General features: G+C 71.5%; 17 protein-coding genes. 10 read left to right on the top strand and 7 right to left on the bottom strand.

Annotated features, from left to right (window positions below):
* The first annotated feature begins 38 nt into the window (after positions 1 to 38).
* The gene (locus BV453_RS16465) at positions 39 to 317 is read left to right on the top strand and encodes a helix-turn-helix domain-containing protein (protein ID WP_126894371.1); all 279 of its coding nucleotides are present in this window, start codon (positions 39 to 41) and stop codon (positions 315 to 317) included.
* Between the two features lie 4 nt (positions 318 to 321).
* Here the strand turns inward: BV453_RS16465 and BV453_RS16460 are convergent, their stop codons facing one another.
* The gene (locus BV453_RS16460; protein ID WP_126894370.1) at positions 322 to 933 is read right to left on the bottom strand and encodes a hypothetical protein; all 612 of its coding nucleotides are present in this window, start codon (positions 931 to 933) and stop codon (positions 322 to 324) included.
* 154 nt (positions 934 to 1,087) lie between these two features.
* Between BV453_RS16460 and BV453_RS16455 the strand changes: the two genes are divergently transcribed.
* On the top strand, positions 1,088 to 1,474 hold the full coding sequence (locus BV453_RS16455) for an Rv3235 family protein (protein ID WP_062766506.1): 387 nt from the start codon (positions 1,088 to 1,090) through the stop codon (positions 1,472 to 1,474).
* Between the two features lie 24 nt (positions 1,475 to 1,498).
* Positions 1,499 to 2,983 (top strand): sensor histidine kinase, encoded by a 1,485-nt coding sequence (locus BV453_RS16450; RefSeq protein ID WP_025103058.1) that lies wholly within the window; start codon positions 1,499 to 1,501, stop codon positions 2,981 to 2,983.
* 55 nt (positions 2,984 to 3,038) lie between these two features.
* Here the strand turns inward: BV453_RS16450 and BV453_RS16445 are convergent, their stop codons facing one another.
* Positions 3,039 to 3,287 carry a WhiB family transcriptional regulator gene (locus BV453_RS16445; protein WP_017203224.1) on the bottom strand — a complete coding sequence of 83 codons (249 nt, stop codon included), beginning with the start codon at positions 3,285 to 3,287 and terminating at the stop codon, positions 3,039 to 3,041.
* A gap of 230 nt (positions 3,288 to 3,517) precedes the next feature.
* On the opposite strand from BV453_RS16445, the gene BV453_RS16440 reads away from it, so the two are divergent.
* Positions 3,518 to 3,904, top strand: a complete 387-nt coding sequence (locus tag BV453_RS16440) for a hypothetical protein (protein ID WP_085607177.1) — start codon at positions 3,518 to 3,520, stop codon at positions 3,902 to 3,904.
* Positions 3,905 to 3,919: 15 nt separating this feature from the next.
* On the opposite strand, the gene bcp is transcribed toward BV453_RS16440, so the two are convergent.
* From bcp to aroA, 3 genes are read right to left on the bottom strand one after another with little or no spacing between them, the layout of a single operon-like run.
* Complete coding sequence (gene bcp, locus BV453_RS16435) at positions 3,920 to 4,393, bottom strand: thioredoxin-dependent thiol peroxidase (RefSeq protein WP_105949568.1); 474 nt, start codon at positions 4,391 to 4,393, stop codon at positions 3,920 to 3,922.
* Positions 4,394 to 4,402: 9 nt separating this feature from the next.
* Positions 4,403 to 5,473, bottom strand: coding sequence for a ribosome small subunit-dependent GTPase A (gene rsgA, locus BV453_RS16430; RefSeq protein WP_249522073.1), 1,071 nt, complete (start codon positions 5,471 to 5,473; stop codon positions 4,403 to 4,405).
* A gap of 3 nt (positions 5,474 to 5,476) precedes the next feature.
* Complete coding sequence (gene aroA / locus BV453_RS16425; protein ID WP_062635110.1) at positions 5,477 to 6,793, bottom strand: 3-phosphoshikimate 1-carboxyvinyltransferase; 1,317 nt, start codon at positions 6,791 to 6,793, stop codon at positions 5,477 to 5,479.
* Positions 6,794 to 6,916: 123 nt separating this feature from the next.
* On the opposite strand from aroA, the gene BV453_RS16420 reads away from it, so the two are divergent.
* Genes BV453_RS16420 through BV453_RS16410 form a run of 3 tightly spaced genes read left to right on the top strand, consistent with a single transcriptional unit; the run spans position 6,917 to position 9,113 of the window.
* On the top strand, positions 6,917 to 7,522 hold the full coding sequence (locus BV453_RS16420; RefSeq protein ID WP_200839056.1) for a sigma-70 family RNA polymerase sigma factor: 606 nt from the start codon (positions 6,917 to 6,919) through the stop codon (positions 7,520 to 7,522).
* Entirely contained in the window at positions 7,519 to 7,764 is a 246-nt protein-coding gene (locus tag BV453_RS16415; protein ID WP_025103064.1) for a zf-HC2 domain-containing protein, read from the top strand. The genes BV453_RS16420 and BV453_RS16415 overlap by 4 nt, the downstream gene beginning before the upstream one ends.
* Before the next feature lie 47 nt (positions 7,765 to 7,811).
* Positions 7,812 to 9,113, top strand: coding sequence for a GNAT family N-acetyltransferase (locus BV453_RS16410; protein ID WP_249522072.1), 1,302 nt, complete (start codon positions 7,812 to 7,814; stop codon positions 9,111 to 9,113).
* 62 nt (positions 9,114 to 9,175) lie between these two features.
* Here BV453_RS16410 and BV453_RS16405 read toward each other — a convergent pair whose 3' ends face one another.
* The gene (locus tag BV453_RS16405) at positions 9,176 to 12,859 is read right to left on the bottom strand and encodes a multifunctional oxoglutarate decarboxylase/oxoglutarate dehydrogenase thiamine pyrophosphate-binding subunit/dihydrolipoyllysine-residue succinyltransferase subunit (RefSeq protein WP_025103066.1); all 3,684 of its coding nucleotides are present in this window, start codon (positions 12,857 to 12,859) and stop codon (positions 9,176 to 9,178) included.
* Positions 12,860 to 13,020: 161 nt separating this feature from the next.
* Here BV453_RS16405 and BV453_RS16400 point away from each other — a divergent pair, with 161 nt between their 5' ends.
* From BV453_RS16400 to BV453_RS16390, 3 genes are all read left to right on the top strand, one after another.
* Positions 13,021 to 14,475, top strand: a complete 1,455-nt coding sequence (locus tag BV453_RS16400; protein WP_249522071.1) for a GuaB1 family IMP dehydrogenase-related protein — start codon at positions 13,021 to 13,023, stop codon at positions 14,473 to 14,475.
* A gap of 113 nt (positions 14,476 to 14,588) precedes the next feature.
* Positions 14,589 to 15,908: a hemolysin family protein gene (locus tag BV453_RS16395; RefSeq protein ID WP_085607187.1), complete on the top strand. Its 1,320-nt coding sequence runs from the start codon at positions 14,589 to 14,591 to the stop codon at positions 15,906 to 15,908.
* Positions 15,905 to 16,966: a hemolysin family protein gene (locus BV453_RS16390; RefSeq protein WP_025103069.1), complete on the top strand. Its 1,062-nt coding sequence runs from the start codon at positions 15,905 to 15,907 to the stop codon at positions 16,964 to 16,966. The genes BV453_RS16395 and BV453_RS16390 overlap by 4 nt, the downstream gene beginning before the upstream one ends.
* 59 nt (positions 16,967 to 17,025) lie before the next feature.
* Here the strand turns inward: BV453_RS16390 and BV453_RS16385 are convergent, their stop codons facing one another.
* Complete coding sequence (locus tag BV453_RS16385) at positions 17,026 to 18,093, bottom strand: NADH:flavin oxidoreductase/NADH oxidase (RefSeq protein WP_249522070.1); 1,068 nt, start codon at positions 18,091 to 18,093, stop codon at positions 17,026 to 17,028.
* Positions 18,094 to 18,136 lie beyond the last annotated feature (43 nt).

Raw genomic sequence — 18,136 nt, 5'->3', positions numbered from 1 at the left:
CCCCGACACCGTGCCGGACGGCCGCCCAGAATGAGGGCATGACACCCCCGCACCCGCAGTCCCCCCGTTTCCTCGCGCCCGCCCAGGTCGCCGAGCTGCTGAGCATCGACATCGACGAGGTGATCGCCCTCGTGCACGCCGGGCATCTGCGCGGCGCCCCGCTCGGGGCACCCGCCCGGTGGCGCATCGAGGAGCCGAGCATCGAGGAGTATCTCGCCGCGCAGACGGAGGAGGCGCGGCGCATGGCGCTGTGGCGGCAGTCGCAGGCGGCCAGCTTCCCGGAGCTCTGGGGTCGTTCGGTCACGCCCTTCGCGTGAGCGTTCAGATCGACGCGGTGCCGAGGACGCGCACCGCGGAGAGCGCGGCGTACGGCACCATCCGGAAGCCGTGCACCGCATCCGCGCGGCGGGCAGCGCCGCTGTCGTGCTCGGCGAGATCCAGGTGATCGACGGCGGCACGGTCGATGGTGCCGTGCAGGTCGTCCCCGACCAGCAGTCGGAGCTGCACGGGGAGGCGACGCCGGGCGAGGTCGCGGAGCACGAAGCCCAACGTCATCCGCTCGCGCAGCGTCGGCGCGCCGGGGCTCTCCGCGGCGAGGCTCGCCAGCATCGCCCCGTGGTCGACCGTGAGCCCGCGCACCGCCGCCACCGGGACCAGCAGGACGGCGCTCTGCAGCCGTGCGCCCTGCGGCACCCGGGGGAGCGCGGCCACCCAGTCCACCCCCAGCGACCGCAGCCCCACGGGCACCCTGGCGCCGTCGGCGAGGTGGAGGATCGCCTCGGCCTGCGCCGCGCACAGGTGCCGCAGACGCGAGCGGAGATCGAGCCGGGCGATGCGGAGGCGCTCGGACTCGGCGTCGCGAGCGGCGCGTTCCGCCTCCCATTCCGCGGCGAGCTGCCCTTCCAGGTCGTCGAAGAGGGATTCCCAGTGCATCCGACCGAGCGTACGGCCGCGCGCCCCCGCACCCGAGTTATCCACATCGGCACCGTCGCGTACGGGTTGTCCACAGACCTTCGCCGTCGTCCCCGCCGGCGGTCCACGCCGTGGTCTACTGACGTCTCGCCGACGCCTTCGAGGGGAGAACCCGATGATGCTGGCCGAGTTCTTCGGACCACAGCCCACCCCCGCCGATCAGCTTCCCGACCCCGCGCTCCTGGTCCGGAGCCTCACACGGGGCGCGCTCGAGGCGCTCGCCGGGATCCGCGAGGTGGATCAGCTGGCGCGGTGGTTCAGCGAGGAGGCGTACCGCAGCCTCGTCACCCGTGCGAACCTCGCCGCTCGCGCCCGCAGCGCACGCGGGGTGCCGCCGGCCCGGCCGACCTTCGTCATCCGCACCGTGCGGGTGACCCATCCGCGCGACGGCATCGTCGAGGCGGTCGTCGTGGTGGCGGGGCCGGGGCGCACGCGCGCGGTGGCCCTCCGGCTGGAAGGGCTCGACCACCGGTGGCGCGCGACGTCGCTCGCCATCCTCTGAGGTGCGGGACTCTAGGCTGGGGAGGTGTCAACCCTCAGTGATCTCGCCCAGGCCCAGGGCCTTCTGACCGACGACGACGTGGAGTGGCTGCATCGGCTCGCCGGTGACGGACAGCTCCTCGCCGACCTCGCCTCCGCCGACATCGTCCTGTGGATCCAGACCGAGGACGGCTCGTTCATCGCCGTCGCGCACGCGCGGCCCAGTGGCGCGGCGACGCTGTTCTACCGCGACATCGTCGGCGAGCGCGTGCGGCCCCAGTGGCGGACGCAGGTGCAGGGCGCCTTCGAGTCCGCGGAGATCGTGGACTCGTCCTCGCCGGACTGGTTCGAGGAGACGCCGACGCGGGTGCGTGCGGTGCCGATCGTGATCGAGCGTCGCGGAGAGGACAAGGCTCCCCGCGTGATCGGCGTGGTGACGCGGCACACGAATCTCGGAGAGGTCCGCACCCCTTCCCGTCAGCAGATCACCTTCGACGAGTGCGCCAACGACCTGTTCCGGATGATCGCCGACGGGAGCTTCCCCGACCCGGCCGCGCCGACGTCGCCTCGACGCGGGGCGCCCCGTGCGTCGGACGGCCTGATCCGCATCGACGTCGACGGCATCACCACGTTCGCGAGCCCGAACGCGCTCTCCGCGTTCAACCGGATGGGATTCGACGACGAGCTGGAGGGGGAGTCCCTGGCCGAGGTGACCACCCGGCTCGTGCCGCCGTCCCGTCAGGTCGACGAGTCCCTGCCCGTCGTGGTGACGGGGCGCGCTCCCTGGCGCACCGACATCGAGGCGCGGGGGGTGACCGTCTCGCTGCGGGCGATCCCGCTGAAGGACCACGGCACGCGCATCGGAGCGATCGTGCTGTGCCGCGACGTCTCGGAGCTGCGTCACCAGGAGCAGGAGCTCATCACCAAGGACGCGACGATCCGCGAGATCCACCACCGGGTCAAGAACAACCTGCAGACGGTCGCCTCGCTGCTGCGGATCCAGGCGCGGCGCACGCACTCCGACGAGGCGCGCGACGCCCTCACCCAGGCCATGCGCCGTGTGGACGCCATCGCCGTCGTGCACGACACGCTCGCGCAGGGCCTCACGCAGAAGGTCGACTTCGACGAGGTCTTCCACCGGGTCCTCAAGCTCGTCGCCGAGGTCGCCTCGGCGCCGAACACCCGAGCGCGCACGCAGTCCACGGGGCGTTTCGGTGTGCTCCCCAGCGAGTACGCCACCCCGCTGGCGCTGGCGCTGACGGAGGTCGTGACGAACGCGGTCGAGCACGGTCTCGCCGGACAGGAGGGCGTCGTCACGATCGATGCGAAGCGCACGGAGGACAACCTCCGGGTGACGGTGCGCGACACCGGTCACGGGCTTCCCGAGGGTCGGGTGGGCCAGGGTCTGGGGACGCAGATCATCCGCACCCTCATCCAGGGCGAGCTCGGCGGCACCATCGACTGGCAGGGGAGCGAGGGCGAGGGCACCGAGGTGGTCATCGACATCCCGCTGCGCTGGCTGGAGCGCTGACCCCCATGCACGCAGAAGCGGCCTGAGACCGGGTCTCAGGCCGCTTCCGTGAATCTCAGGAGGCGCGGCGGGCGCGGGCCGCGCGACGCTTGAGAGCGCGACGCTCGTCCTCGGAGAGGCCGCCCCAGACGCCGGAGTCCTGACTGGTCTCCAGGGCGTACTGCAGGCAGATCTCGGTGACCGTGCAGGTCGCGCAGACCGTCTTGGCCTTCTCGATCTGGTCGACGGCCGGGCCGGTGTTCCCGACGGGGAAGAACAGTTCGGGGTCGACGGTCAGGCAGGCGGCCTTGTCACGCCAGTCCATGGGGGCTCCTCGGTGTGGATTTCATGAGATGTCGCGATGCGACCTCTCGATTCGGGTGACGGTTCGGGTTCCGCTACCCTGTTGAGATACGGGCGGATGCCCGCTGATTGTGATGCGAACGCGAACGTTCGCCCCACGCCGCTGTGGGAGCACATGACTTTCTCTATTCTGTTACATGAATACCCTGAAATCAAGGGTTTTCTCGTCATTGGATCCCCGGGAGGACACCCGTGCGCGCACCGGGAATCGCCCGCGCCGCCGCCGCCGTGCTGGCGGTGGAAGCCGTCGCCCTGCTCGTGTTCGCCGCGATCGAGATGGCCGGACTCGGGGCGGGGGACGCCGCGTCGCTGCCGACGGCCATCGCTCTCATCGTCCTGACGCTGATCGGCGCCGCCGCACTCGCGGCCTTCGCGTTCGGCACCCGCGCGGGACGCTCCTGGGCGCGCTCCGGGGGCGTGGTGTTCCAGGTCCTCGCGATCGCCCTGGCGCTCGGTGCCCTCACGCTGCCGCCCATCCCGTGGGCCTTCGTGCTCGGACTCGGCATCCCGGCCGTCGCGGGCTTCGCGCTCCTCATCGCGAGCGCACGCCGGGAGGGCTCACGCCGCGAAGCGGAGTGAGCGGGACCCGACCCGTCAGGCGTCGATGCCGAGCTGCTTGCGCAGCCGCGCGACGTGGCCCGTGGCCTTCACGTTGTACTGCGCGCTCGTGATGACGCCGTCTTCGTCGAGGACGAACGTCGAGCGGATCACACCTTCGACGACCTTGCCGTAGTTCATCTTCTCGCCCCAGGCGCCGTACGCCTCATGCACCGCGTGGTCGGGGTCGCTGAGCAGCGGGAACGTGAGGCCGTCGCGGTCGCGGAAGGCGGCGAGCTTCGCCGGCTCGTCCCGCGAGACGCCGACGACCTGATATCCGGCGCCCTGCAGCGACGAGATGCTGTCGCGGAAGTCGCAGGCCTCCGTCGTGCACCCCGGCGTCATGGCGGCCGGGTAGAAGTACAGCACCGTCTTCGTGCCGCGGAGGTCGGCCAGGCGGACGGTGTTCCCGTCCTGGTCGAGCAGGGAGAAGTCGGGGGCGGCGGTTCCGGTTTCCAGGCGTTCGGTCACCCGTCCAGCCTATCGCCCGGGGGGCTGCTCCGCCTTGTCGGCGAAGGTCTGCAGGAGGCGCTGCAGGGAGTCCAGCCGGGCGCGCCCCGTCTCGCTCAGCTCGCCGCGCTCCGCCGCCTCGATGAGGGCGCAGTCCGGCGCGTCGGGGAGGTGGGTGCAGCCGCGCGGGCAGTCCTCGGCGATGACGGCGAGCTCGGTGAAGGCGGCGAGGATGTTCGCGGGGTCGACGTGCCCGAGGCCGAAGGAGCGGACGCCGGGGGTGTCGATGACCCAGCCGGAGCCGTCGGCGCTCTCGTAGCGCAGCGAGACGGTGGAGGAGGAGGTGTGTCGCCCGCGGCCGGTGACCTGGTTCACGTGTCCGGTGGCGCGGCCCGCGGTGGGCACCAGGGCGTTCACCAACGTCGACTTGCCGACACCGGAGTGTCCGACGAACACCGTCGAGTGGCCGATGAGCGCGGCGCCGATCTCGTCGACCGGCATCTCGTCCTGTGCGCTCGTGAAGACCCGGAGATCGAGGCCCTCGAAGTGCGCGAGGAACGGCGCGGGGTCGGCGAGATCGGTCTTCGTCACGACGAGGAGGGGACGGATGCCGGCGTCCAGTGCGGCGACGAGGTAGCGGTCGACGAGCCGGGCGCGGGGCTCGGGGTCGGCCGCCGCGACGACGACGAGCATCTGGTCGGCGTTCGCGACGATCACCCGCTCGACCTCGTCGGTGTCGTCGGCGCTGCGGCGGAGGAGCGAGGTGCGCTCGACGATTCCCACGATCCGGCCGAGCGTGCCCTCGTCGCCCGAGGTGTCGCCGACGACGCGGGCCCGGTCGCCCGTGACGATCGGCGTGCACCGCAGCTCTCGTGCGCGGGCGGCCGTGATCGTGCGTTCCTGCGGGGTGTCCTCGTCGAGGAGGACGGAGTACCGGCCCCGATCCACGCCGAGGACGCGGCCGATCTGCGCATCCTCGTGCGCAGGACGGCGTTTGGTGCGCGGCCGGTTGGCCTTCGGGTTCGGACGCGTGCGGATGCTGCTCTCGTCGTAGTCCTCGAAGTCGTCCTCGAGGTCGTCGGCGTCGTTCAGCCAGCTCACCCGTCAGCCTCGCAGCATCCGCTCCCAGAGCATCGTGAACTCCGGGAGGGTCTTGGCGGTGGTGCCGATGTCGTCGATGACCACGTCGGGGACGCGGAGGCCGATCAGCGCGCCGGTCGTCGCCATCCGGTGGTCGTGGTGCGCGGCCCAGGTGCCGCCCCGGAGCGGACCGGGAACGATGCGGATGCCGTCGGGGAGCTCCTCGGCGGTTCCGCCGAGCGCGCGCAGGTTCCCGACGAGCGCCGCGATCCGGTCGGTCTCGTGGAGACGGATGTGGCCGATGCCGCGGATGGTCGTGGGGCCGTCGGCGAAGGCCGCGAGACCGACGAGGGTCGGCGTCAGCTCGCTGGCGGCGGAGAGATCGAGATCCAGTCCACGGATTCCGGAACCGGCCCGCACGGTGAGCACGCCGCCGTGACGGCTGACGTGCGCACCCGCCGCCTGCAGGATCTCGGGGAGCAGCGCACCGGGCTGGGTCGAGTGCGCCGGCCAGCCGGTGATCGCGACGGAGCCTCCCGCGACGAGGGCCGCCGCCAGGAACGGGGCGGCATTGGAGAGATCCGGCTCGATCGGGATCTCCTTGGCGCGGGGGACTCCGGCCTCCACCAGCCATTCGCCCACCGCGGGGCGCTCGATGCGGATGCCGCGGCGGCTCAGGGCCTCGATGGTCATGTCGATGTGCGGCAGGCTCGGCAGCCGCTCGCCCGTGTGCACGAGGTGCAGGCCGACGTCGAAGCGCGGGGCCGCGAGCAGCAGCCCGGACACGAACTGGCTGGAGGCCGACGCGTCGATCTCCACGCGACCGCCGCGGATGTGGCCGTGGCCGCGGATGGTGAACGGGAGGGCCCAGGTGCCCTCGTCGTCGATGTCGACGCCGAGGTCGCGCAGGGCGCTGATGAGCCCGCCCATGGGCCGGTGCAGAGCCGTCTCGTGCGCGGTGAGGTGGACGTCCTGTTCCGCGAGGCCGGCCAGCGGTGCGATGAAGCGCATGACGGTCCCGGCCTGGCCGCAGTCGATCGTCGTGCCGCCGCGGAGCTTGCCGGGCGTGATCACGAGGTCGGGACCGAACTCATGACCGGCGTCGACCTCCTCGATGCCGACGCCGAGCGCGCGGAGGGCCTCCACCATGCGCTGCGAGTCGTCGGAGTGCAGCGGCGCGATCAGGCGGCCGGGGCCGTCCGCGATCGCCGCGATGAGGAGCTCGCGGTTCGTGAGGGACTTGGAGCCGGGGATCGTGAGCTCGGCGTGCACCGGGCCGTCGATCGTGGGCGCGGGGTAGGCGCCCTGCACACGGGTGGGGGAATACCTTTTGGCGCTCATCGGTTCTCACCTTAGTAAACGCAACGCCGTCCTCGTGAGAGGCGGCCCCCGTGCGAAGGGAAGAGGATGCCTGCGACGCTGGAACGCGAGGTGATCGACCTCAGCCGCCTAGACTGGCCGGTGATGGACGACACCGCAACCGCAGCCACCGTCGGCGACCCTCGGCGCGAGTTCGAGGAGCAGGCGCTCCCCTTCATGGACCAGCTCTACGCCGCCGCGATGCGCATGACGCGCAATCCCGCTGACGCTGCCGATCTCGTGCAGGAGACCTTCGTCAAGGCCTACGGGTCGTGGTCGACCTTCGCGCAGGGCACGAACCTCAAGGCGTGGCTGTACCGCATCCTCACCAACACGTACATCAACATCTACCGCAAGCGGCAGCGCGAGCCCTTCCAGGGCACCATCGACGAGCTCGAGGACTGGCAGCTCGGCGGCGCGGAGTCGACCACCGCTTCGCACAGCCGGTCGGCAGAGGCGGAAGCCATCGACCGCATGCCGGCGTCGGTCGTGAAGGACGCCCTGCAGGCGGTTCCGGAGGACTTCCGGCTCGCGGTGTACCTCGCCGACGTCGAGGGCTTCGCGTACCAGGAGATCGCCGACATCATGAAGACCCCCATCGGCACCGTGATGAGCCGTCTGCACCGTGGCAGGCGGATGCTGCGGGAGCTGCTGGCCGACTACGCCGCGGAGCGGGGAATCGCCGCGGCTGACCCGAGGAGCAAGAAATGAGCGACTGCGGCTGCGACAAGGCCCGTCAGGATCTGGAGGAGTACCTCCGCAACGAGGTGTGCAAGACCGAGCACGCCGAGATCCGCGAGCACCTGGAGAACTGCCCGGCGTGCCGGGACGAGGCTCTGGTGGCGACGACCCTCACCGAGGTCATCGCCCGCGCCTGCAAGGAGACCGCTCCGGAGGAGCTGCGCGACCAGGTGTTCGCTCGGCTCCGCGAGGTCCAGGCCGCGCAGCACTGAGCACCCCCGGGGCGCGGAGCGTCGGAGACCGCCCGTAGGCTGTGTGCATGGCCCATACCGATGCGCGCGGGATCCCCGCTGACCAGACGTCCGTCGACCGCCTCGCGGGGGAGGGCCTCGAGTACCGGGTCCTCGATACGACGGATTCCACGCGCGTCGCCGCCTTCCAGCGGGCGATGGCCCGCGGGTTCCTCGGCGCCGACCCCTCGGAGGCGGCTCGTGAGGAGGGCGTGGGCACGCTGAGGAGCCGGCGCAACATCGGCGTCTACGAGCCCGACGCCCCGGCCGACCGCTTCCCGGTGGCGACCATCGACTCCTGGGTGACGCCGCTGACGATCCCCGGCGGCGAGATCGGGATGTGGGCGATCAGCGGGGTCACCGTAGCCGGCACGCACCGCCGCCGTGGCATCGCGCGCGCCCTGTTGGAGGGCGAGCTGCGTGCCGCCGTCGATGCCGGCCTCCCCGTCGCGGGTCTCACGGTGTCCGAGGCGACGATCTACGGCCGGTACGGCTTCGGCTCCGCCGTCCCCGTGGCGCGGTTCACCGTGGATGTGCGCCGCGCCGGCTGGGCGGGCCCCGTCCCGGCCGGCCGCGTGGAGTACCTCGAGCGCGAGGAGCTCGCCGAGGCGCTGGCGGAGGCGCACGAGCGCGCCCGTACCGCGCGGTCCGGTCAGGTCCCGGGGTGGGCGGCCCGCTGGGCGGGCATCAGCGGGCTCACGAGCACCGACACCGACCGGGATCGGGTGCGCGGCGTCCGCTATCGCGACGAGTCCGGTCAGGTGCGCGGCGTGATGGCCTTCCACCTCAGCGAGCGCGGCGGCACGTTCCGGTTCGCAGCGCACGTGCGCCTGCTCGTCGGCGAGACGGCGGAAGCGACGGCTGCGCTGTGGCGGTTCGCGCTGCAGCACGACCTCGTCGACGAGGTGACCGCCGATCTCCGACCGCTCGACGACGCCCTGCCGTGGCTGGTCGCGGACCCGCGCGGCGTCACCCAGGAGGTGCACGACCACGGGTGGCTCCGCGTTCTGGACGTCCCCGCCGCGCTCACGGCCCGGACCTACGCCGCGCCCCTGGACACCGTGCTCCGCATCGAGGACCCCCTGGGATTCGCCGCGGGCACCTGGCGCCTGCGCGTCGACGCGGAGGGGCGGGCGCACATCGAGGACGCTCCGGGCGCCGAGGCGGACCTCCTCCTCGACGTCTCCGCGCTCTCGTCGATCTACGCCGGCAGCATCCGCGTCGCCGCGCTGCACGGAGCGGGCCGGATCACGGGCCCGGTGGACGCCGTCGAGGCACTGGACCGTGCGTTCGTCGCCTTCCCGGCGCCGTCCCTCGACATCTGGTACTGACCCACGGACCGAGAAGGGCGCCCCGGCCGAAGCCGGGGCGCCCTTCGTCGTCAGAGAGGCGGTCAGCCCAGGGTGACCGCCGCGCGGATGAGCGCGGCCTGCTCGGTCGCGTGCACCTTGGACGAGCCCGTCGCCGGCGAGGCCGACGCCGGACGCGAGACCGGGCGGAACGAGCGGTCGCCGGGGACGTCCGCGAAGGCCAGAGCCAGGAACGGCCAGGCGCCCTGGTTCTCCGGCTCCTCCTGCACCCACACGAGCTCGGCGTTCGGGTACGAGTCGGTGATCTTCTTCAGCTCGTCGATGGGCGTCGGGTAGAGCTGCTCCAGACGCACCAGGGCGATCTCCGGGTTCGGGTTCTTCTCCAGCTCGGCGCGGAGGTCCCAGTGCACCTTGCCGCTGTGCACGAGCACGCGCTTCACGGCGGAACGGTCGAGACCGCGGTCGTCGTCGAGGACCGGCTCGAAGCGGCCCCCGGTGAACGCCTCCACCGGGCTCGTCGCGCCGCGCAGACGCAGCATGGCCTTCGGCGTGAACACGATGAGCGGCTTGCGCGGGCGGGCGTAGGCCTGCCGGCGCAGCAGGTGGAAGTGCGACGCCGGGGTCGATGGACGGGCCACGATCATGTTGTCCTGCGCGCACAGCTGCAGGAACCGCTCGATGCGTGCGGAGGAGTGGTCCGGTCCCTGGCCCTCGTAGCCGTGGGGGAGCAGGAGCGTGACGCTGGACTGCTGACCCCACTTCTGCTCCGCGGCGGAGATGTACTCGTCGATGACCGACTGGGCGCCGTTGACGAAGTCGCCGAACTGCGCCTCCCACAGCACCAGGGCCTCTGGCGCCTCCACGGAGTAGCCGTACTCGAAGCCGAGCGCGGCGTACTCGCTGAGCAGCGAGTCGTAGACGAAGAAGCGGCCCTGCGCGTCGGACAGGTTCGACAGCGGCAGCCACTCCTGGCCGTTCGCACGGTCGTGGAGCGCGGCGTGCCGCTGCACGAAGGTCCCGCGGCGCGAGTCCTGGCCGGCGAGGCGCACCGGGGTGCCCTCGACCAGAAGCGAGCCGAAGGCGAGCAGCTCGCCGAAGCCCCAGTCGATGTTCCCGTTGCGGCTCATGTCGAGGCGCTTCTCCAGCAGCTGCTGGATCTTCGGGTGCACCGTGAAGCCCTCGGGCTTGTTCACGAACGCGTCGCCGATGAGGCGGATGACCTCGGCGGGGACACCGGTGACCTCGGGGGCTCCGACCTGGTCCTCGACCTGCGGGGCCTCCTCGGGGGCGATCGGGGTCGCGCCGGTCTCGGCGGCGTGCGTCTCGGCGAAGGCGATCTCCAGACGGTTCTGGAAGTCGGCCTTGGCCTCGTCGTACTCCTCCTCGGTGATGTCGCCGCGACCGACGAGGGACTCCGTGTACAGGCGGCGGACGGAGCGCTTCGCCTGGATGAGGTCGGTCATCAGCGGCTGCGTCATCGAGGGGTCGTCGCCCTCGTTGTGCCCGCGTCGGCGGTAGCAGACGAGGTCGATCACGACGTCGCGGTGGAAGCGCTCGCGGTACTCGAACGCGAGCTGCGCGACGTGGATGACCGCTTCGGGGTCGTCGCCGTTCACGTGGAAGACCGGAGCCTGGATCGTCTTGGCGACGTCGGTGGCGTAGACCGAGGTGCGGGCGTCGCTCGGCGTCGTGGTGAAGCCGACCTGGTTGTTGACGACCACGTGGATCGTGCCGCCCGTGCGGTAGCCGCGCAGCTGGGACATCTGCAGGGTCTCGACGACGACGCCCTGGCCGGCGAAGGCCGCGTCGCCGTGGACGAGGATGGGCAGCCAGGCGAAGGTGCCGATGGGCTTGCGGTCCTGCTTGGCGCGGACGATGCCCTCCAGCACGCCGTCGACCGTCTCCAGGTGGGAGGGGTTGGCGGCGAGGTACACCGGCAGCGCGGAGCCGTCGTCGGCGACGAACGTGCCCTCGGTGCCCAGGTGGTACTTCACGTCGCCCGAGCCGCGCTGGTTGCCGGGGGTCTGCGTGCCCTCGAACTCGCGGAAGACCTGGCCGTACGTCTTGCCGGCGATGTTGGTGAGCACGTTCAGGCGGCCGCGGTGGGCCATGCCGATCGCGGCGCCCTCCAGCCCGGCCGTGGCCGCGCCCTGGAGGATCTCGTCGAGGAGCGGGATCAGCGACTCGCCGCCCTCGAGCGAGAAGCGCTTCTGGCCGACGAACTTCGTCTGCAGGAAGGTCTCGAAGGCCTCGGCCTCGTTGAGCTTGCGCAGCACGCGCAGCTGCTCGTCATGGCCGGGCTTCTGGTACTTGACCTCGACCTTCTCCTGGAACCAACGCCGCTGCTCCGGGTCCTGGATGTGCATGTACTCGATGCCGAGAGTGCGGCAGTACGAGTCGCGCAGCACGCCGAGGATGTCGCGGAGCTTGGCGACGCGGCGTCCGCCGAACCCGCCCGTGACGAACTCGCGGTCGAGGTCCCAGAAGGTCAGGCCGTGGCTCTCGATCTCCAGGTCGGGGTGCGAACGCTGACGGTACTCGAGCGGGTCGATGTCGGCCATGAGGTGACCGCGCACGCGGAAGGAGTTGATGAGCTCCTGCACGCGCGACTGCTTGTCGACGCGCTCGGCGAGGTCGACCGCGATGTCGGGGTTCCAGCGGATGGGCGCGTACGGGATGCGCAGCGCCGCGAAGATGTCGTCGTAGAAGCCCCGCTGCCCGATGAGCAGCTCGTGCACCTTCTTCAGGAACTCGCCGGAGCCGGCGCCCTGGATGACGCGGTGGTCGTAGGTGCTCGTGAGCGTGATGGTCTTGCCGATCGCGAGCTCGTTGAGCGTCTTGTCGCTCGCGCCCTGGAACTCGGCGGGGTACTCGAGGGCGCCGGCGCCGATGATGCAGCCCTGGCCCTTCATGAGACGCGGGACCGAGTGCACCGTGCCGATGCCGCCCGGGTTGGTGAGCGAGACCGTGGTGCCCTGGAAGTCGGCGGCGGTGAGCTTGTTGGCGCGGGCGCGGGTGACGAGGTCCTCATAGGCGGCGAGGTACTCGGTGAAGGTCATGGTGTCGGCACGCTTGATGCTCGGGACCATGAGGGCGCGGGTGCCGTCCGGCTTCGGCAGGTCGATCGCGATGCCGAGGTTGACGTGCGCCGGGGCCACGACGGAGGGCTTGCCGTCGATCTCGGCGTAGAAGACGTTCTGGCTGCGGAACTCGTCGAGGGTGCGGATGAGCGCCCAGCCGATGAGGTGGGTGAAGCTGACCTTGCCGCCGCGCGTGCGGGCCATGTGGTTGTTGATGACGATGCGGTTGTCGATCATCAGCTTGGCCGGGACCGTGCGGACGCTCGTCGCGGTGGGGACGGTGAGCGATTCGTCCATGTTCGCGGCGAGGGTCTTCGGCAGACCGCGCAACGGGGTGACCTTGTCCTCTTCGGACGGCTGCTGCGTCTCCTTGGACTCCTGCTTCGGCTTCGGCGCCTGGGCGGGGATCGGCGCGGCCGCCGCCGGCTTCGCGGTGGTGCGGGCGACGGGCTGTGCTCCGATCACGGGGATGGGAGCGGTCACGGGGTGCGCCGGGGCCGCGGTCGCGGCGGGAGCGGCAGCGCCTCCGGCGGCCGTGGTCTCGGAGTGGTACTTCTCCAGAATGGGCCACCACTCCTTGTCGACCGAGTCGCGGTTCTCCTTGAACTGCTCGTAGAGCTCTTCGACGAGCCAGGAATTGGCTCCGAACCCCCCGTCGCCACCGACGCCGGTCACCTGGTTCGACACGCTCTATCGCCCTCTTTCATCGCTGAAGATCTCCGATGCGGACGCACGACGCAGGATGCGCTCGGGCCCGCACACTCTCGACCACCAAGCCTAACCTGTTTCGACCGAGGAGACGTCGAACAGCACGACCCGTGGCGCGCCGATCTGGGTACCGTGGAGACATGGAGTTCTCAGGTGCGCAGCCGACCGTCGATCTGACCTACTCGGACGTCTTCCTGGTGCCGCGCCGCTCGGCCGTCACCAGTCGCCTCCAGGTCGATCTCGCTCCGCACGACGGCACCCCGGCGACGCTGCCGCTCGTCGCCGCGAACATGAACTCGGTGACCGGGCCGCGGATCGCCGCCGTGCTCGCGCGTCGAGGGGCGCTGGGCGTGCTGCCGCAGGACCTCCCGCTCCAGGAGCTCGACGCCGCGATCCGCGACGTGAAGGGGCAGCCGGTGCTCTGGGACACGCCGCTCGTGCTGCCCCCGGAGGCGACCGTCGCCGACGCCCTCCGCCTGCTCCCCGCCGCCCCCGGCCACGGCATCGTCGTGGCCTCCGGCGCGGCGCCGATCCCCGTCGACCGCATCGTCGGGGTGCTCCCGGCCACCCGTCTCGCGACCGCGCTGCCCGACGCGCAGCTCGGCGACCTCGTGCACCGGGGCACGCCGTCCATCGACGCGGACGACATCGGCTCCGAACGGCACGCCTTCGACGTCATCACCGAGGCGGACGTCGAGGTCGTCACGGTCGTCCACCACGGCCACCTCGTCGGGACGCTGAGCGCCCGCAGCGCCCTCCGCGCCACGCTGTACCGGCCGGCCGTGGACGCCGGCGGGCGCCTCGCCGTCGCCGCGGCGGTCGGCATCAACGGCGACGTCGGGGCGAAAGCGAAGGCGCTCGCGGCGGCCGGGGTGGACGTGCTCGTCGTCGACACCGCGCACGGCCACCAGGAGGGCATGCTCCGGGCGCTGCAGGAGGTCGCGTCCCTCGGGCTCGGGCTCCCCATCGTCGCGGGGAACATCGTCACCGCGGACGGCGTGCGGGATCTCGTCGACGCGGGCGCCTCGATCCTCAAGGTCGGCGTCGGACCAGGGGCGATGTGCACGACGCGGATGATGACGGCGGTCGGTCGTCCCCAGTTCTCCGCGGTGCTGGAGACCGCGCAGGCCGCCGCCGAGGCCGGAGCGCATGTCTGGGCCGACGGCGGGGTGCGCTACCCGCGGGACGTCGCCCTCGCGCTCGCTGCCGGTGCGGCCTCCGTCATGGTCGGCTCCTGGTTCGCCGGGACGATCGAGGCCCCGGGCGAGCTCCAGCGCGACACGGACGGTCGTCTGTTCAAGGAGTCGTGGGGGATGGCCTCGACCAAGGCCGTGCAGGCGCGGTTCGGTCGGCTCGACGCCTACGAGCGCGCGCGCAAGGAGTTGTTCGCCGAGGGCATCTCCTCCTCCAGGATCTACCTCGACCCGCTGCGCCCGGGCATCGAGGACCTGCTCGACATGATCACGTCGGGCGTGCGGTCGTCCTTCACCTACGCCGGGGCCGCGACCGTGCCGGAGTTCCACGACCGCGCTCTCGTCGGACTGCAGTCGGCGGCGGGCTACGAGGAGGGCAAGGCGCTGCCGGTCAGTTGGTGATCACCTGCCGCGACCACAGTCCGCTTCTGTAGAATCGAGCGCACTATGGACGACCCTCCCAGTTGCCGAACATCGCCCCACCGTCCCGTTCTCTCCCCGGAGAGGAAGATCTGATGGACTACATCATGTTGGGCGTGGGGCTTCTGCTCACGGTCGGCACCGGCCTCTTCGTCGCGAGCGAGTTCGCCCTCGTGAACCTCGACCGCGCGGATCTGGAAGCGCGGCAGGCGCGAGGCGAGTCCCGCCTCTCGCTGACGATCAGCGCCCTGCGGCACACCTCGACGCATCTCTCCTCCGCACAGCTCGGCATCACGCTGACCACGCTGCTGACCGGATACACGATGGAACCGGCGCTGTCCAACCTCCTGCGCCCCACGCTGGTTGCCTGGAACATCCCGGAAGCTGCCGTCGCTCCCATCGCGACCGTGGTGGCGATGTTCGTCGCGACGGTGCTCTCGATGATCCTCGGCGAGCTCGTCCCGAAGAACTTCGCGCTGGCGCTGCCCCTGGCCACGGCGAAGCTCGTCGTCCCGTTCCAGATCGCCTTCACGACCGTGTTCAAGCCGGCGGTGGTCGTGCTCAACGGCAGCGCCAACGGGGTGCTGCGCAGCATGGGCATCGAGCCCAAGGAGGAGCTCTCCGGCGCCCGTAGCGCGGAGGAGCTCTCCTCCCTCGTGCGACGGTCGGCGAGCGCGGGAGTGCTGGAGGCCGACACCGCGACGCTGCTGGACCGCACGCTCACTTTCTCGCGGCTCACCGCGGCCGACGTCATGACGGCGCGCCCGAGCATGCACGCGATCGCCGCCGGCGACTCGGTCGACGACGTGATCCAGCTGGCGCGGCGCACCGGCCACAGCCGCTTCCCGGTCTTCGACGAGGACCTCGACGACATCACCGGCGTCGTGCATCTCAAGGCCGCCATCTCGGTGCCGCGGGAGCGCCGGGCAGAGGTGCCCGTCGGTGCTCTCGCGACCGATCCGCTGCGCGTGCCGGAGACCGCCCACGTCGACGCGCTGATCTCCGACCTCCGCGGTCGCGGATATCAGCTCGCGGTCGTCGTGGACGAGTACGGCGGGACGGCGGGGATCGTGACGCTGGAGGACCTCGTGGAGGAGCTGGTCGGCGAGGTGTCCGACGAGCACGACCGGACGAGGGCCGGCATCATCCGCAACCGCGACGGGGTGACCTTCCCCGGCGAGCTGCGTCCGGACGAGCTGCGCAGCCGCGCAGGCGTCGAGGTGCCGGAGGGCGATGTGTACGACACGGTCGGCGGCTACGTCATGAGCGTCCTCGAGCGGGTGCCGGTCGTCGGCGACGAGGTGCCCCTGGAGAGCGGCACGCTGCAGGTGGTCCGCATGGACGGCCGCCGCGTGGATCGGGTGCGCTACGTCCCGAGACCGGATGCCGTCGTCATCGAGGGGGTGTCCCTGTGAGCGATTGGGGAGGCCTCGCCTGGCTCGTCGTCCTGCTGGCGGCGAACGCGTTCTTCGTCGGCGCCGAATTCGCGGTGATCTCCGCGCGGCGCTCCCAGATCGAGCCGAAGGCGGAGCGCGGGTCGCGCCCGGCCAAGACGGCGCTGTACGCCATGGAGCACGCGACGCTCATGCTCGCGACCTCGCAGCTCGGCATCACGATCTGCTCGCTGCTCATCCTGAACGTGTCCGAGCCCGCCATCCACCATCTGCTCGCCGTGCCGCTGCACGCGCTGGGCTGGTCGGACGGCGCGGTGGACGTCGTGTCGTTCACGATCGCGCTGCTCATCGTGTCGTTCCTGCACGTCGTGTTCGGCGAGATGGTGCCGAAGAACCTCGCGTTCTCGATTCCGGACCGGGCCGTGCTGCTGCTGGCGACGCCGCTGGTGTGGGTGTCGAAGGTCTTCATGCCGGTGATCTGGCTGCTGAACGCGGCGGCGAACGGCGTGCTGCGCCTCTTCCGCGTGGAGCCGAAGAACGAGGCGGCGTCGACGTTCACCCTCGACGAGGTCGCGACCATCGTCAACCAGTCGCGCCGTGAGGGCGTGCTCATGGACACCGCGGGCACGGTGACGGCCGCGGTGGAGTTCACCGACAAGAAGGCGCGCGACGTGGCCGTTCCGCTGAGCGACCTCGTCACGCTGCCGCAGACGACCACGCCCGACGACATCGAGAAGGCCGTGGCCCGCTACGGGTTCTCGCGCTACGTGATCGTCGACGACGAGGACGTCCCGATCGGCTACGTCCACCTCAAGGACATCCTGCGGGCCTCGGAGGGCCCGGATGCCGAGGCCAAGGTGCTCGAGCCGATCCCCGGCAAGCGCATCCACCACATGGTGCCCGTGCAGGAGGACACCGATCTGGAGGACGCGCTCGCCGTCATGCGCCGGGCGGGTCGCCACCTCGCCAAGGTCCGCGACGCCCGGGGGGAGACCACCGCCGTGCTGTTCCTGGAGGACATCCTCGAGGAGCTCGTCGGCGAGGTGCAGGACGCGACCCGTCGCGTCCGCGGCCACTGACATCCGGACACGCGAAGGCCGCCGGCTCCCTCGGGGACCGGCGGCCGTCGTCGTGGGCGTCAGCGCCAGTGCGCGCGTTCGTACTGCGGCGGCCAGGCGACCTCGTCGCCCAGCTCGTGCGCGGCCCGGAGCGCGAAGTGCGGGTCGCGCAGCCACTCCCGTCCGGCGAAGATCGCGTCGGCCGCCCCGTCGGCGAGCACCTGCTCGGCCTGGGCGGCGGCGGTGATGAGGCCCACGGCCGACACCGGGATCCGCCCGCCCTGGCGGACGGTCTCTGCCAGCGGGACCTGGTAGCCGGGGGAGACGCTGATGCGCTGGTGCGCGACGAGGCCGCCGCTGGAGACGTCGATGAGGTCGGCGCCGCGCGCGGTCGCCCAGCCGCCGACCGTCGCCGCCTCCTCGGGCGTGAAGCCGCCCTCGGCGTGATCCGTCGCCGAGATCCGGACGAAGACCGGCACGCCCTCGCCGGCTGCCTCGCGCACCGCGTCCACGACGCGCAGCAGCAGCCGGGCCCGGTTCTCCAGCGAGCCGCCGTACTCGTCCTCGCGGAGGTTGGACAGCGGCGACAGGAACTGGTGCAGGAGGTAGCCGTGGGCGCCGTGGATCTCGATGACGTCGAAGCCCGCCTCGAGCGCCCGACGGGTCGCCGCGGCGAACCCGTCGACCACGCGGTCGATGCCCTCCGCGTCCAGCGCGACCGGCGCGGCGAACCCCTCGTAGGCCACCGCGGACGGGGCGGTGGTCGTCCACCCGCCCGCGGCGGCGGGGACCGAGCCGCGCTCGTCGGCCCAGGGCCACCAGGTGGAGGCCTTCCGCCCCGCGTGCGCGAGCTGGATGCCCGCGGCCGCCCCGCGGTCGTGGATCGCTCGGACAATCGGGCCGAGGGCGTCGCGCTGGGCGTCGTCCCACAGCCCGAGGTCGCGCGGGGAGATGCGCCCCTCCGGCACGACGGCCGTGGCCTCGGCCACGATGAGCCCGGCGCCGCCCGAGGCGAACTGCGCGAGGTGGGTGTGGTGCCACTCCTGCGCCACGCCGTCGACGGCGCTGTACATGCACATGGGGGAGACCCAGAGGCGGTTGCGGAACGTGGTGGACCGGATGGTCAGCGGGGAGAAGAGAAGACTCACCGTTCGACGGTACCGCCGACGCGGACGGGACAGGGCCGTCGGG

Origin of the sequence: Microbacterium sp. ER1, from assembly GCF_023383675.1 — a bacterium.
Taxonomy (GTDB): Bacteria; Actinomycetota; Actinomycetes; order Actinomycetales; family Microbacteriaceae; genus Microbacterium.
This window is presented reverse-complemented; position numbering and strand designations above follow the sequence as displayed.